The sequence below is a fragment of the Rhodococcus sp. MurmanLake-1 genome, assembly GCF_056945715.1.
Map to the genome: position 1 here is coordinate 490,310 of NZ_JBWZNF010000003.1, position 14,069 is coordinate 504,378.

The window sequence follows — 14,069 nt, forward strand, 5'->3', positions numbered from 1 at the left end:
AGAATCGAGGGATGGGCTACAGCGTTGATCTGAACAGCGACCTCGGCGAGGGCTTCGGAGCCTGGACCCTGGGCGACGACGACGCGATGCTCGAACTTGTCACCAGTGCGAACATCGCCTGCGGATTCCATGCCGGTGACCCGACAACGCTGTTGGCGACTTGCGAATCCGCAGCCACCCGCGGCGTGCGGATCGGCGCGCAGGTGGGTTACCGAGACCTCGCCGGTTTCGGCCGACGCTTCATCGACATGTCCCCGAAAGACCTCACCGCCGACGTCATTTATCAAATAGGGGCACTCGACGGTTTGGCTCGTGTCGCCGGATCGCGGGTCACGTACGTCAAACCCCACGGCGCGCTTTACAACGCAATAGTCCATCACCGACGGCAGGCGCGGGCCGTGGTCGCCGCCGTCGTTGCCTACGACAGTTCGCTACCTGTTCTCGGACTACCTGGTTCGGTGTTTCTGGAAGAGGCGCGCGAAGCCGGTCTCGACGTGGTCGCCGAGGCTTTTGCCGATCGCGCGTACACGGCAGAAGGCACCTTGGTCCCCCGCACCGAGTCGGGCGCAGTTCTGCACGACCCGGCACTGGTTGCAGAACGGGTTCGGCGAATGGTCGTCGACGGCGAGTTGGATGCGGTCGACGGGAGCACCCTCAAAATCACCGCGGAGTCGGTGTGCGTACACGGTGACAGTCCGGCAGCCGTCGACATGGCCGCAGCGATCCGCGCTCTCCTCGAATCCTCCGACGTCGAGATCACACCGTTCACATGATCACGATCCTGCCAGCCGGTGAATCCGCAGTCCTCGTCGAATACGACGAACTGCCGAGCGTGCTGGGCAACTTCAGGGCTCTCGACGCCAGTCGGATCCCCGGAGTGATCGATCTGACTCCCGCGGCGCGAACCATCCTGATCGAGTACGACAACACGATCACCGTGCACAAACTCGTGGAGAAATGGGTACGTGGGGCCGTACCGATCGAACTCACAGCAGATGAGAGCGGGCCTGCTGTCGAGATTCCGGTCCGCTACGACGGCGACGATCTCGTCGAAGTGGGCAAGCTGACCGGACTCGGGGTCGACGGTGTCATCGAGGCTCACACGTCTGCGTCGTGGACCGTCGCGTTCATCGGTTTCGCCCCCGGCTTCGCGTATCTGACCAGCAACGAGAGAAAGCTCGAAGTTCCTCGTCGATCGGACCCGCGCAGGCAGGTCCCGGCCGGTGCAGTCGGGTTGGCCGGACCGTTCTCGGGCGTCTACCCGCGTAGTTCCCCGGGCGGCTGGCAGTTGATCGGAACGACGGAACTGTCGGTGTGGGATGCCGAGCGCCGCCCGCCGGCGCTGCTTCTACCCGGCACCACAGTCACCTTTGTCCGTGCATGATTTCGGTGCAAGCATGATTTTGGTGTCTTCACCGCGTTGTTGCGGGACAATGGATTCATGGCCTGGCTCGAGGTAGTGCGTACCGGCCCGCTCGCCACAGTTCAGGACCGCGGGCGGAGAGGCTACGGCGCTCTCGGGGTCGGCAGATCCGGCGCCGTCGACATGATCTCGCACGACAGCGCGAACAGACTCGTAGGCAACACTTTTCGAGCAGCAACCATCGAAGTCACCACTGGGGGTTTTGCGATGCGGGCCGTCGGTTCGATGACGGTGGCAGTGACAGGCGCGCGGGTGCCGCTGGCCGTCGACGGACGGCCGGCACCTGACTACGCGAGCATCCACCTGGGCGGTGGCAGCATTATCGAATTGGGTTACAGCACAACCGGGTTGAGAACGTATATCTCTGCACGCGGTGGCGTCGACGTCCCACAGGTACTCGGCAGCAGATCCACCGACACACTCTCCGGGCTCGGGCCGCCGCCGCTCGCCGCCGGCGATCTACTCCTCCTCGGGGCAGAGGAAGGGACGTGGCCCACCGAAGAGTTGATTCCACCGCCCGCACCTGCACTCGGCGCGGTTCCGATCGAGATCACGCTCGGCCCCCGAAATTCCTGGTTCACCGCCGCATCCGTTCACGCGCTCCTTCACACCACGTGGAAAGTCACCGAACACACCAACCGAGTCGGGGTCCGGTTACAGGGCCAAGGGCCTTTACATCGCTCACGCACCGAGGAATTGTCGAGCGAAGGCGTCGTGATGGGATCCATCCAAGTGCCGCCAGGCGGCCAGCCCGTCGTGTTTCTGGCAGACCATCCCGTGACCGGCGGATACCCGGTCATCGCCGTCGTTTCCGACGCAGGGATTGCATCGCTGGCACAGCTGCGGCCCGGCAGCACCATTACCTTGAAGGCCACTACCAGGCCGTCCTAGCGCTGATAGTCTCAGCCGCGCCAGCAATGCTGCCGGCGGCGCTCGGCCGTCGCCAGAACCTGAAGGACTTTCACACTATGAGCCCTAAGAGCAGCACACTTGCTCTCGGAATAGCGTCAATGATCACTGCTGCACTCGTCCTGTCCGGATGCAGCAGTTCGGAAAGCGGCGACGCTGTCTCCAGTGATACCAGCACCAGTGAGACCACTGCTTCCGAAAGTTCTGCATCCTCGTCGTCTGCCGCTGCCGCGACGCCAACCTTGAGGGACGGAACACCGTTCATCGGTGAGCGGACGACGATCGAAACCGGCGACGACCCCGAAGCGCCGAGCATCAGCGTCAGCCTCCCGCCGAGCTGGACTCACGGCGAGAACATCCCTGCCGGCGTTACGGATGCGTTGTCCAGCAACAGCCAGGAACCCAGCGGTTTCATGCCGAACACCACCGTGACGGTCGAAAACCAAGGCACCGCAACAAAAGACGAGGTTCTTGCCGCTGCGCGTGAAACGATCGCCACCCTCGACGGATGGACCGAGGTGAAGTACACCGAGATCGACGTCGACGGACAGCAGGGGTTCCGCCTCTCCGGAACCTGGAGCGCCCCAAACCTGGACGTTCCGCTCTACGCCGTCATGACAGTCGTCGCTTACCAAGCCGACGACAACTCGCCGGTCTACCTGGTCAGCTTTGCGAATCAGTTCACCGACACGACGAACATGCAGACCTCCAACCAGGTGGAGGAAATCAACACCTCGATCGAATTCGGCTGAGCACCTCATGATTTGAGCGCTTGATCACCGAACAACCGCGGCGGGCCGAGACTACGACAGTCTCGGCCCGCCGTTTCACAACTCTCGCCTAGCTGGAGCCGAACAGGCCGCTGAGGGAACCGAGGCCACCACTCAACGAGCCGAGCGATCCGGTTCCACCACCGGTTCCGGGGCCAGTGGGATCAACCGGATCAACGGGATCAACCGGGTCAACGGGATCGACCACATCCGCGGCGCGGACAGTGATGGACGGGCCCAAGTTGGCGAAATTCGCACTCGACTGGAATCCGTTGCCCATCACCGTGGCACCTACCGCCAATCCACTTCCGTACACGGTTCCCGGCGCACACGAAGCAGTGACCGTGTAGCTGGTCTTCATGGTCACCGGTTTGCTGCCGTTGTTGATCCAGCCGGCACTGGTCACCTCGAGCGTCGTGGCTGTCAGTTCCGGCGTTTCAGTGGTTTCGGTCATCGTCCCGCCAACGTGAAACTTCGTGACTTTCGCCGAGCCCGGGACAAAGGTCAAGCATGCGGCATGCGTCTCGGTGAACCTGCTGATATATCCGTCGATTCCGCTCTTCTTCGACACTGTCGTGTAGGTGATCGTGTCACCGATCTTCGGGGACGCATTGTCCACGGTGCGAGTAAATGTGTAGGCACCAGAAGTTGCCGTCTCGGCAGTCGCGACTCCCGCACCCAGCGCGCTTGCACCCACAGCGAGAGCGATCACCCCCAAACCAGCTCCAACGGTGGACAGTCTTCGATTCCTGGATCCAAACTTTGCCATGAACAATCTCCACTCTGTGAGGTTCCAGGACAACCGAATTCGTTGATTACTGAAACTTGTTGCAACCCGACTCTCGAAGTACGATACAGTCGACCTGGACATTCGCCCAGCTTTTCGCCGACTTGGTCGCCAATCAGTTAACAACAGGAAATCGAGGTCGAAAAAGTCCTCTCAATTCGGACTTTTCCGTAGAGTCTGCCGAACTGACACATAGGCAAGCGTCCGATAGGTTTCAATGGTTACCACGGCGCAACCTTTGAAGAGTCATCCCCATCGCCGTCAGCGTGAACCCCTCGAACGGAGAATTTCATGTCACGTTTCTCAATGCGCAAAACACTCACCGGAGTAGCAATCGCTGCGCTTGCAACCAGCGGACTTCTCATCGGCACCGGAGCTGCGCACGCAGATGCCGCGCACCCGAAGACCAACACCGTGACTTCGAACCAAGTCACGATCACCAAGAGCGTCGTAGGCGACGGAGAAGTGGCGCCCGGCGGAAAATTGACCGTCCGCACCACGGTTTCGGCCAACGGCCATCCGGACTTCTTCGTCAACAAGTTCGTCGACCGTTTCCCGGCCGGATACACCTACATCAAGGACAGCGCCTCGATCGATTCATGGCACTTTCTCGGACTGACTCAGAAAACCGAGAAGGTCTCCCCCACCGTCGACAATGCGGCGCGCACCGTCACAATTCCCGATGCGGGTTGGAATGTCTCGATCACCGGCAGCAAGACAGTCACTTTCGAAGTGAGCTACTTGGTTCCGGACAACGCACAACCGGGAACTTACGTCGAGCTCCCCAGTTCCATCGGCATCTCGCTGTGGGGCAGTGATCAGAACATCGGCGATGTCTACGCCAAGATCCGCGCCAAGAACCCCGGTGAGGCTGCCGCATCGGGCTCGGCAGATCTGGGCTTCGGCTCTTCTGACGGCGAGGGCGGAACCGGTTCGGCCGGCTCCTCCATCCTCGACAACCCGGCCGGCTTCATCTCCGACATCATCAGCGGTGTCCTGGCCAACGGCAGCTGATTCACCTGCTCCACCTGTAAACACTCCGTCGGGGAATGTGATCGAGGGTGGCATCGAGTTTTCGGACTCGGTGCCACCCTCGGTCTTTTGTCGCGACCGCACTCCCTCGTGCCCTGCGTCAAAGAACCAAATAGGAAAGCATTACCTAAGTCATTCGCGGTATGATCCACCGATGAGTTCCACAGGATTTCCGTACTGGGCTGTGCCGGCAGGCCGGTACGTTCCGCTCCCCTTCGCCATGACGACGTCCACCATCGGGCGCGATCAGAAGCGCGCGTGGCGTGAGATCCGCCATCCCGAGCACGAACTCCTGTGGGGCGCTTCCGGCGAGATGAGCGCGTACATCGACGACGTTCGTTGGCAGATCCCACCGACGGTCGGCATGTGGATTCCGGCTGGAACTCCACGGCGCATCACGCTCGGCGCATCCACCGAGGCTCGCTTCACCTATTTCCGGCCCGAGTCGTTCCCCCACCCGTGGACAAAACCCGCGATCATCGGCATCGACGACGTGGTCAAGACGATGCTCATCCATCTGCACCAGCGAAACATGCCTACCGAGGCTCGCTTGCGGGCGGAATCCGTAGTCTTCGACACGCTCGCGCCCATCGAGGCGGCTGATGTCGCAGTGCCGATGCCCGCCGATCCCCGGGCCCTCGCCGTTGCACGCCGCTTGATCGCCGACCCCGCCGATCAACGCGGGCTTGCCGATTGGGCCTATGTGGTCGGTGGAAGCCCCCGTACCCTGAGCCGCGTGTTCTCTCAGGGAACGGGGATGTCCTTCACCGAGTGGAGGATTCAAGTCCGCGTCCGCGCCGCGATGTCCTATCTCGCTGCGGGCGTTCCTGTTTCGACGGTTAGCCGTCGCGTCGGATACGAAACCCCCAGCGCCTTCACCAGCGTGTTCCGCAAGGTCACCGGACGAACACCGAAGAACTATTACTCGGACGCGTGCGAATTGTCAGCCTAACTGGTCAGAAGCCGTTCATCTTCGAGACCAGTTCGGCGAAGGCATATTTGACGCTCAGCGACGTGGGCGAAGCCAGTGCCATGACTCGTGCCAGACCGAGCTGCTGAATCAGCCTGCCGTCCTTGACTGCAGGCAGGTCGGCAAACAACTTGTCCCCCATCAATCCGGGGAGCCCCTGACCACTCGCGTCGTTGAGCACGATCACGTCCGCGTCCAGTTCGTTGTACTGTTCGCGCGATGCAGTCACCGACCCCTGGGTGTCCCCGCACAGCTCTGCGCTTCCGGCCGACTGCTTCAGTCCGAGCTGGGACATCAGGATGACTCTGCCGTCGTCGGCGCAGTAATTGGTGAGGCCGTCGATGTTTCCCGAGAGGAAGGTCAAGGTTTTCCCGTTCAGATTCGGGGACCCCGCAGCCAGGTCGGCTATGGAATCGTCAGTTTCCTCGATCAGCTCAGCCGCCCGCTTCGGTTGTCCGAGTACTGAACCGATGGTCGACATCTGCTCTTGCCACGTAGTCGCCCATGCGGTCTCCTTGAACGGAATCGTGGGTGCGATCTGAGAAAGACGTGCATAGTCGTCTTCGGTGATTCCCGAGACCACCGCGATGATCACGTCCGGCTCCAACGCCAGGATCTGCTCGAAAGGCACACCGGAAGTGCTGTCGAGCAACGTGGGTTCGACGTCGCCCAACAATTCTTCGTCCCACGGCAGGATTCCGTTCTCCAAGCCTGCCCCGCTGAACGACTCCATGGCGACGGGCGTCTTGCCCAGTGCCAGGACCGAATCCTGGCTGTTCCAGCCGATGGTCACGATCCGCTGAGGTTCGGTCTCGATGGTGGTCGAGCCGTACGCGTGATCTACGGTGACCGGCAGCGCACCGGTCTCGGCCAACTGCGTCGTGTCCTCCGACGCTGTTGACTCGGTGCTGCTCTGGCAGCCTGCGAGCAGGGCAATCGCGGCCAACGCAGCCACTATTCGGGTAGTGCTTTTCATCTTCTGTCAGCTCTCTTCGCAAACGTACTTGTTTCGACCAGGCAGGTATATCGAGACCTGATCCCGGTAATGGGGTGTCGATACTCCATCTGTCCGCTGCCGCGTAGCCCTTGGCATCTGCGAGCACTTTCCGCACTCGCTCCGGCTCTACCGTAGAACTGCACAACGAGTGTTCAGATCTGGGCGAGGAGTTTCACGAGTGTCAGCGCTGCCCGAAACTCGTTCCGGTCCGATGGAGATGATCAGAGTCGGATCGTTCTCCTCCGGACGCGGCCCGCGACTGGTTGCAGCCGTCACCGGCCAGGCGTCGTATCAGGTAGCTCAAGCCCTCATTCCGGTGCTGATCGGTACCGTCGTCGACCGTGCAATCGGAAAGTCCGACAGCACAGCACTTCTCGTATGGCTTGCTGTGTTGTGTGCTCTGTTCGTGGGACTTGCTCTGTCGTGGCGCATCGCGGTTCGCCTGAACACGCAGGTCTTCGTCTACGGCGAACACGACCTACGATTGAACGCTGCCAGACGGGTACTCGATGCCAGAGGCATGCAAGCTCAGCGCTCGACGGGTGAAGTTCTCACCATCTCCACCTCGGACGCCTCACACGTCTCGGGCTTCTCCTGGGTTGTCGCCGAACAGGGCTCAGCTTTTGCGGGGCTCGCCGCGGCAGTGATTTCGCTTGCCTTCGTCTCGTGGCCGCTCGCACTGATCGTCGTACTCATCACTGCTGCGCAGCTCGTATTCATTCACAAGATCAGCGGTCCACTGGACGAGCGTGTGTATGCAGAGCAGAAGAAGGCAGCCGAGGCAGGCATGCTTGCAACTGATTTCACGCTTGGGTTACGAGTACTGAAGGGTTTCGGGGCCGAGCCCACTGCCCTGTCGCGATACGTCAAGGCGAGCCGGGCGTCGATGAAAGCAGCGATCCGGACGGTCAGAGCAATGTCCAGTCTGACCGCGCTCAATTCCGGGGTCTCCGCGTTGGTGCTGGCGTCGGTCGCACTTGGAGCCGCGTGGATGGCGCATCAAGGCACGATCACCGTGGGCAACTTCGTCACCGTTGTCGGCTTGAGCAGGGTCATTGCCGGTCCGATGGAAACTCTGGGGTTCTTCGGTGCAGAACTCGCTGCCAAGCGAGGCTCCGCACGCAGGCTGTCCGAACTCCTGGCCGAGCCGCACCTGATCGAATCGCCGCCCTCCACCGCCCCGATCAGCGCTGTCAGAAGTGAAGACGCCCTGCTGATTTCGACGGACAACGGAACTGTCGTCTCAGCTCGCCGCGGCGAGGTGGTGGGCGTGCGCGCGGACGATTCCGCTCACCGACTGGCACGCCAACTCGCCTTTCAGACTCCGCTGGACCCCGACTGCTACTTCGTATTCGGCACCGATGCAACCGAACTCGGTCCGGACGGAGTTCGCGATCAGGTGTTGGTGTCCGCTCATGAAGGAACCGTGTTCACCGGCACCGTCTTCGACAATCTGGCTGCACCGAACGTCGACTCGTCGGCAATGACGTCATCTGCGCTCGACGACGTGTTGACGCATCTGCCCGACGGCCACCTCTCCGAGGTAGGTGAGCAAGGAAAGAAACTCTCCGGAGGTCAGCGCCAACGCCTTCTCCTCGCCCGCGCTTTGCATCAACCCCAGCCGATCCTGGTCCTCCACGAACCCACCACTTCCGTGGACTCTGTCACCGAACATCGAATTGCACACTCACTGAGAAACTTTCCCGACAAGGCCATTGTGGTGATCACCTCGAGTCCGACCTTGCTCCATTCGTGTGACCGTGTCGTCACGATCGACCACGCCGCTCGGGACGGAGACTCACTGTGACCGACACCCTTCCGGATGCATCTGCTGTTCCGGCTACATCTGCCTTGCCGATCGCGTCGACCACACAGACGGTCCGCGCATTGATCGCACTGCTTCGGCCACGGGGGCGAGCGCTCGCACTCACGACCGTCGTACTTCTCTCCGCTACGGCCTGCGGCCTGTCCACCCCGGCGCTGCTCGGGCTCATGGTCGATGCAGTCACGGAGGGCAAACCGTTTGTCTCACTTCTGCGTATCACCGCATTCATGCTCGGCGCAGCGGCAGCAGGAGTTGCGCTGACTTGGTGGAGCACACAGCTTCTCGCGAATGTCGCGCAGAACGTGCTGGCCGATCTTCGTGAGGACGTGTTCGCCGCCACGCTCGCGCAGCCCTCGTCGCTGGTCGAGGATGCCGGAACCGGTGATCTGATTTCCCGGGTCTCGGGTGACGTCGAAGCGGTAAACACCGTCATCGCGCGGGTGCTACCCGCAACGGTGTCCGCCCTGTTCATGATTTCACTGACGCTTGTCGGTGTGGGAGTGATCGATTGGCGATTCACCGTGGCGATCGTTGCCGTTGCGCCGATTCACTATTTCGCTCTTCGTCATTTCCTCCGACGCTCCGGACCCGTCTACCGACGCTCTCGCGCTGCGCAGGCCAGGCGGGGACAGCAGCTCATCGAAACCCTGGGTGGTGCAGGTACTGTCACTGCCCTGCGTCGAACCGACGAGCACATCGGCCGAATCGCCGAGACCTCCGAGCATGCCATCAGCTTCGACATGCAGGCAGTTCGACTGCGCACCAACTTCTTCGCTCAACTCAACGGCGCCGAACTGCTCGGACTGGCCGCGGTCCTGAGCGTCGGCTACTGGCTCGTGACCACGGGGTCGGTGTCCATCGGGGCCGCTACCGCCGCTGCGCTCTACTTCCACAGTCTGTTCAGCCCCATCGCGGTATTTCTCTCGAACATCGACGAATTGCAGGATGCGGGTGCCAGCCTGGCTCGCCTGATCGGTGTCACCGCGATGCCCGGGCGTCCCGCGAGCATTCCTGCCTCGGCTCGGTCCGCACCCATCGGAGTCGACGTGGAGCGGGTTTCTTACTCGTACGACAACTCCACCCCGGTGATCGATTCGATCTCGATCTCGATCGCACCGGGGGAACGAATCGCCGTCGTCGGCAGCAGTGGTGCCGGAAAGACCACACTCGCCAAACTGATTGCCGGCATCATTCCCGTCGGGGACGGGCGAATCACCGTCGACGGCAAACCGATTGACGACCTGAGTGATGCCGAACTTCGGCACAAAGTCGTCCTGGTCAGCCAGGAAGTTCACGTGTTCGTCGGGACGATCGCCGACGATCTCCGGTTGTGCGCACCAGATTCGGACGATGCGAAGATCGCCGAAGCCGTCGAAACGATGAAAGCTCAATGGATCCATGAGCTTCCGGACGGGCTCGAGACCAGGGTCGGGGCCGGCGGGTACCAGTTGACGGCGGCACAGGCACAGCACATAGCCCTCGTCCGACTGGCTCTGCTCGATCCGCCCGTCGTCATTCTCGACGAGGCGACTGCCGAAGCCGGAACCACTGCAGCAGGTCTACTCGATCAGGCAGCCGAGCTCGCAGTCACCGGCAGGACTGCCGTGGTGATCGCACACCGCCTGAGCCAAGCAGTCCGCGCCGATCGCATACTCGTCATGAGCGGTGGCCGCGTGGTCGAGAGCGGGACACATGACGAACTGATCGGCGCGGACGGTTCCTACGCTGCACTGTGGGAAGCCTGGTCGGTACGGAGCTAGAACCCCGCCAGGCTCACCTGAAAGCCGTTACAACTCAGCTGCTACGACGCCTGCGGGCGATGTCCGCCAGGACGACTCCGGCGGCAACCGAGGCGTTGAGCGACTCGACCGGACCTGCCATCGGAATCGACAGGATCGCGTCGCAGTTCTCGCGGACGAGGCGCGAAAGGCCCTTGCCCTCGGAACCGACCACGATCACCACAGGACCGCTGCCGTCGAAATCGTCGAGAGTGGTGTCACCTTCGGCGTCGAGACCGACGACCTGAACACCCTTCGACGCCCAGTCCTTGAGCGTGCGAGTGAGGTTGGTTGCCCGAGCAATCGGCAGACGAGCGGCAGCACCGGCGCTGGTACGCCAAGCGACAGCACTCACGCTCGCGCTACGACGCTCCGGAATCACGACGCCGTGTCCACCGAAAGCTGCGACCGAGCGCACAACGGCACCCAGGTTGCGGGGATCGGTGATGTTGTCCAGCGCGACGAGCAGAGGGGGCTCGGCGTGCTTACGTGCCTCGGACAGAAGATCGTCCGGGTGCGCGTAGCGGTACGGCGGAACCTGCAGAGCGATGCCCTGGTGAAGACCGTTGGCGCTGAGGCGATCCAGATCCGAGCGCGGCACCTCGAGGATGGAGATACCGGCGTCGGCAGCCCGCTGAACGGATTCCTTCAACCGGTCGTCGCTCTCGGTACCGACAGCCACCCACAGCGCCGTCGCCGGAACACCCGCGCGCAGGCACTCCACCACCGGGTTGCGACCGAGCACGGTCTCGGGACCGTCGAGAACCTTGCGGCCCGGACCCGGACGGCCACCGCGGCCCTGGTTCTGCTTCTCGTCGGCCCGGGCGGCGCGCGCTGCACGCTTTGCCGCTGGGTGCTTGGTGCGTGCCTCGGCGGGAGGCGTAGCACCGCGGCCGGCGAGACCACGCTTGTGCTGGCCACCGGAACCGGCAACCTGGCCCTTCTTGGTGCCGCCCTTACGGACTGCGCCGCGCCTGCTCGAGTTTCCAGCCATTGTTACTGCCCTGCCTTAAGGGACCATTCGGGTCCGTCGGGAGTATCGGTTACTTCGATACCCGCCTTGATGAGGCGATCGCGGACCTCGTCCGCCACCGCCCAGTTCTTTTCCGTACGTGCCTGCTGCCGACGATCGAGATCGGCCCGCACCAACACGTCCAAAGCTTCCATTGCCGTCTCGGTGTCGCCACCGGACTGCGTCCAATGCTCGTCGAGTGGGTCGACGCCCAGGATCGCGAGCATGGCCCGCACCTGACCGGCAGCCACCCGAGCCGCGTCGAGATCACCGGCAGCGAGCGCGGAATTACCCTCGCTCGCCTTGCCGTGAATCTCGGCCAACGCGATCGGCACCGACAAGTCGTTGTCGAGAGCCGCCGCGAAACCTTCGGTCCACGTACCGAGTTCGACGCCACCCGCACGCTTGTGTGTGCGCAGGACGAACGACTCGAGCCCCTGGTAGGACTTCGCGCTTTCGTCCAACGCCTCGTCCGAGTACTCGAGATTGGAACGGTAGTGCGCACTACCGAGGTAGTACCGAAGTTCTTGCGGACGAACCTTCTTGAGCACGTTCGGCACAGAGAGAACGTTGCCCAACGATTTGGACATCTTCTCGCCACTCATCGTGACCCAGCCGTTGTGCAACCAGTACTGAGCGAAATCGTCGCCGGCGCACTTGGCCTGCGCAATTTCGTTCTCGTGGTGTGGGAAGACGAGATCGCGTCCACCACAATGGATGTCGAATGCGGCCCCGAGGTAGAACTCCGCCATGGCCGAGCACTCGAGGTGCCAGCCCGGACGGCCAGGTCCCCACGGTGTCGGCCACGAGGGCTCACCGGGCTTGACGGCCTTCCAGAGGGTGAAGTCGCGAGGATCGCGCTTGCCCTCGGCCGCACTCTCGCCCTGATGAACGTCGTCGAGTTTGTGGCCGGACAGTGCGCCGTACTCGGGGTAGCTCTGCACGTCGAAGTAGACGTCGCCGCCCGCCGCGTACGCGTGGCCGTTCTCGATCAGGCGTTCCATCATCTCGACCATCTGCGTCACGTGACCGGTGGCCCGCGGCTCGATGGACGGCGGCAGCACACCCAGTTGGTCGTAGGCCCACGTGAACGACCGCTCGAACGTCGCCGCCCACTCCCACCAAGGTCGACCGGCGCCGGCGGCCTTGTTGAGAATCTTGTCGTCGATGTCCGTCACGTTGCGCACGAAGGCAACGTCGTTGCCGTGCGCCAACAGCCAGCGTCGCAGCACGTCGAAAGCGACGCCGCTACGAACGTGTCCGATGTGAGGATCGCCCTGAACTGTCGCCCCACACAGGTACACCGATGCATGTCCGGGGGCCAACGGAACAAAATCCCGAAGGGCCCGCGTACCGGTGTCGTATAGGCGCAGGGTCACGACCAGCGATCTTACCTGTCGTGTTCGGTTGTCATGACCAACGCGGTGGCCATGGCGGCGATCCCCTCGCCGCGGCCGGTCAAGCCGAGGCCGTCCGTGGTGGTCGCGGACACCGAAACAGGCGCGCCGAGAATGTCCGAGAGCACCTTCTGTGCCTCGCCGCGTCGCGGCCCGATCTTCGGTCGGTTGCCGATGACCTGCACCGCGGCGTTGCCGACGGTGAACTGGTTCTCTTCGAGCAGTCGACGAACCTCGGCAAGCATTCGAGCGCCGCTCACGCCGTCCCATTCGGGCCTGCCGGTGCCGAAAACCGAACCGAGGTCGCCAAGACCTGCGGCGGAGAGCAACGCGTCACAGAGCGCGTGGACGGCGACGTCGCCGTCCGAATGCCCCGAGCACCCGTCTGCTTCCTCGAACAGCAACCCGGCCATCCAGCAAGGTCGGCCGACCTCGATGGGATGAACATCCGTGCCGAGACCGACGCGCATCTATTTTCCGTCCTGTGAGTCCGCGCTCAACTCTGTCTCCGAGATCAGGAGCGCCCGTGCAAGGACGAGGTCGAGCGGAGTGGTGATCTTGAAGGCGAGAGCGTCGCCGGGAATCGTCTGCACCGAAACACCGAGACGCTCCACCAGAGCGGCGTCGTCGGTCGCGGCGACGTCACCGGCGTCGTACGCACTGCGCAGGACGTCGGTGGAGAAGCCTTGAGGAGTTTGAACCGCACGCAACTCCGAACGCAGAGGCGTTCCGGTGACTACGCCGAGTACGTCGACCGACTTGATCGTGTCGGTAACCGGGAGTACCGGGATGACAGCGGAGCTGCCGGCTCGGAGAGCGTCGACGACGCGCGCGATCAACGCCGGCGGCGTCAATGCCCGCGCGGCGTCGTGCACGAGTACAAAATCTGCGTCGCCGGCAGCACTGAGACCGGCTCGAACCGAATCCGTTCTTTCGGCACCACCACCGACGACGTCGACGTCCGATGCACGACCGAGGTCGGCTACGACGGATTCGACCAGTTCAGGCGGCACAATGACAACAACGCGGTCGATCGCTCCGGATTTCCGGAGTCCATCGACCGCGCGTGCAAGCATGGTGCACCCACCGAGTTCGACAAATGCCTTGGGCAATTTCTCGCCCAATCGCACTCCCCGACCTGCGGCAGGTACCAGGGCTACTACTGCCAC

Annotated in this window: 14 protein-coding genes; 8 read left to right on the forward strand and 6 right to left on the reverse strand. The window is 62.7% G+C overall.

Annotated features, from left to right (window positions below):
- The first annotated feature begins 11 nt into the window (after positions 1–11).
- The 4 genes from AC2ETI_RS12230 (at position 12) to AC2ETI_RS12245 (ending at position 3,084) form a co-directional block, all read left to right on the forward strand.
- Positions 12–773: a LamB/YcsF family protein gene (locus AC2ETI_RS12230; protein ID WP_336505111.1), complete on the forward strand. Its 762-nt coding sequence runs from the start codon at positions 12–14 to the stop codon at positions 771–773.
- Entirely contained in the window at positions 770–1,384 is a 615-nt protein-coding gene (gene pxpB / locus AC2ETI_RS12235) for a 5-oxoprolinase subunit PxpB (protein ID WP_483633968.1), read from the forward strand. Before AC2ETI_RS12230 ends, pxpB begins: the two co-directional genes overlap by 4 nt.
- A gap of 57 nt (positions 1,385–1,441) precedes the next feature.
- Positions 1,442–2,314 carry a 5-oxoprolinase subunit C family protein gene (locus tag AC2ETI_RS12240; RefSeq protein ID WP_211918191.1) on the forward strand — a complete coding sequence of 291 codons (873 nt, stop codon included), beginning with the start codon at positions 1,442–1,444 and terminating at the stop codon, positions 2,312–2,314.
- 77 nt (positions 2,315–2,391) lie between these two features.
- Positions 2,392–3,084: an LpqN/LpqT family lipoprotein gene (locus AC2ETI_RS12245; RefSeq protein ID WP_483633969.1), complete on the forward strand. Its 693-nt coding sequence runs from the start codon at positions 2,392–2,394 to the stop codon at positions 3,082–3,084.
- An 88-nt stretch (positions 3,085–3,172) separates the two neighbouring features.
- Here AC2ETI_RS12245 and AC2ETI_RS12250 read toward each other — a convergent pair whose 3' ends face one another.
- Positions 3,173–3,871, reverse strand: a complete 699-nt coding sequence (locus AC2ETI_RS12250) for a hypothetical protein (protein ID WP_483633970.1) — start codon at positions 3,869–3,871, stop codon at positions 3,173–3,175.
- A gap of 309 nt (positions 3,872–4,180) precedes the next feature.
- Between AC2ETI_RS12250 and AC2ETI_RS12255 the strand changes: the two genes are divergently transcribed.
- Both AC2ETI_RS12255 and AC2ETI_RS12260 read left to right on the forward strand, forming a co-directional pair.
- The gene (locus tag AC2ETI_RS12255) at positions 4,181–4,903 is read left to right on the forward strand and encodes a hypothetical protein (RefSeq protein ID WP_225989632.1); all 723 of its coding nucleotides are present in this window, start codon (positions 4,181–4,183) and stop codon (positions 4,901–4,903) included.
- A gap of 172 nt (positions 4,904–5,075) precedes the next feature.
- Complete coding sequence (locus tag AC2ETI_RS12260; protein WP_019746842.1) at positions 5,076–5,873, forward strand: helix-turn-helix domain-containing protein; 798 nt, start codon at positions 5,076–5,078, stop codon at positions 5,871–5,873.
- 4 nt (positions 5,874–5,877) lie between these two features.
- Here AC2ETI_RS12260 and AC2ETI_RS12265 read toward each other — a convergent pair whose 3' ends face one another.
- Entirely contained in the window at positions 5,878–6,867 is a 990-nt protein-coding gene (locus AC2ETI_RS12265) for an iron-siderophore ABC transporter substrate-binding protein (protein ID WP_029537512.1), read from the reverse strand.
- Positions 6,868–7,066: 199 nt separating this feature from the next.
- Between AC2ETI_RS12265 and AC2ETI_RS12270 the strand changes: the two genes are divergently transcribed.
- On the forward strand, positions 7,067–8,695 hold the full coding sequence (locus AC2ETI_RS12270; RefSeq protein ID WP_483633971.1) for an ABC transporter transmembrane domain-containing protein: 1,629 nt from the start codon (positions 7,067–7,069) through the stop codon (positions 8,693–8,695).
- The gene (locus AC2ETI_RS12275; RefSeq protein WP_483633972.1) at positions 8,692–10,473 is read left to right on the forward strand and encodes an ABC transporter ATP-binding protein; all 1,782 of its coding nucleotides are present in this window, start codon (positions 8,692–8,694) and stop codon (positions 10,471–10,473) included. The genes AC2ETI_RS12270 and AC2ETI_RS12275 overlap by 4 nt, the downstream gene beginning before the upstream one ends.
- Positions 10,474–10,507: 34 nt before the next feature.
- On the opposite strand, the gene rlmB is transcribed toward AC2ETI_RS12275, so the two are convergent.
- The 4 genes from rlmB to ispD are packed head-to-tail and all read right to left on the reverse strand — an operon-like array spanning position 10,508 to position 14,069.
- Positions 10,508–11,485 (reverse strand): 23S rRNA (guanosine(2251)-2'-O)-methyltransferase RlmB, encoded by a 978-nt coding sequence (gene rlmB / locus AC2ETI_RS12280; protein ID WP_020906105.1) that lies wholly within the window; start codon positions 11,483–11,485, stop codon positions 10,508–10,510.
- A 2-nt stretch (positions 11,486–11,487) separates the two neighbouring features.
- Positions 11,488–12,882: a cysteine--tRNA ligase gene (gene cysS, locus AC2ETI_RS12285; RefSeq protein ID WP_003945830.1), complete on the reverse strand. Its 1,395-nt coding sequence runs from the start codon at positions 12,880–12,882 to the stop codon at positions 11,488–11,490.
- An 11-nt stretch (positions 12,883–12,893) separates the two neighbouring features.
- Positions 12,894–13,370, reverse strand: coding sequence for a 2-C-methyl-D-erythritol 2,4-cyclodiphosphate synthase (gene ispF, locus AC2ETI_RS12290; protein ID WP_019746837.1), 477 nt, complete (start codon positions 13,368–13,370; stop codon positions 12,894–12,896).
- The gene (gene ispD / locus AC2ETI_RS12295; RefSeq protein ID WP_081341377.1) at positions 13,371–14,069 is read right to left on the reverse strand and encodes a 2-C-methyl-D-erythritol 4-phosphate cytidylyltransferase; all 699 of its coding nucleotides are present in this window, start codon (positions 14,067–14,069) and stop codon (positions 13,371–13,373) included.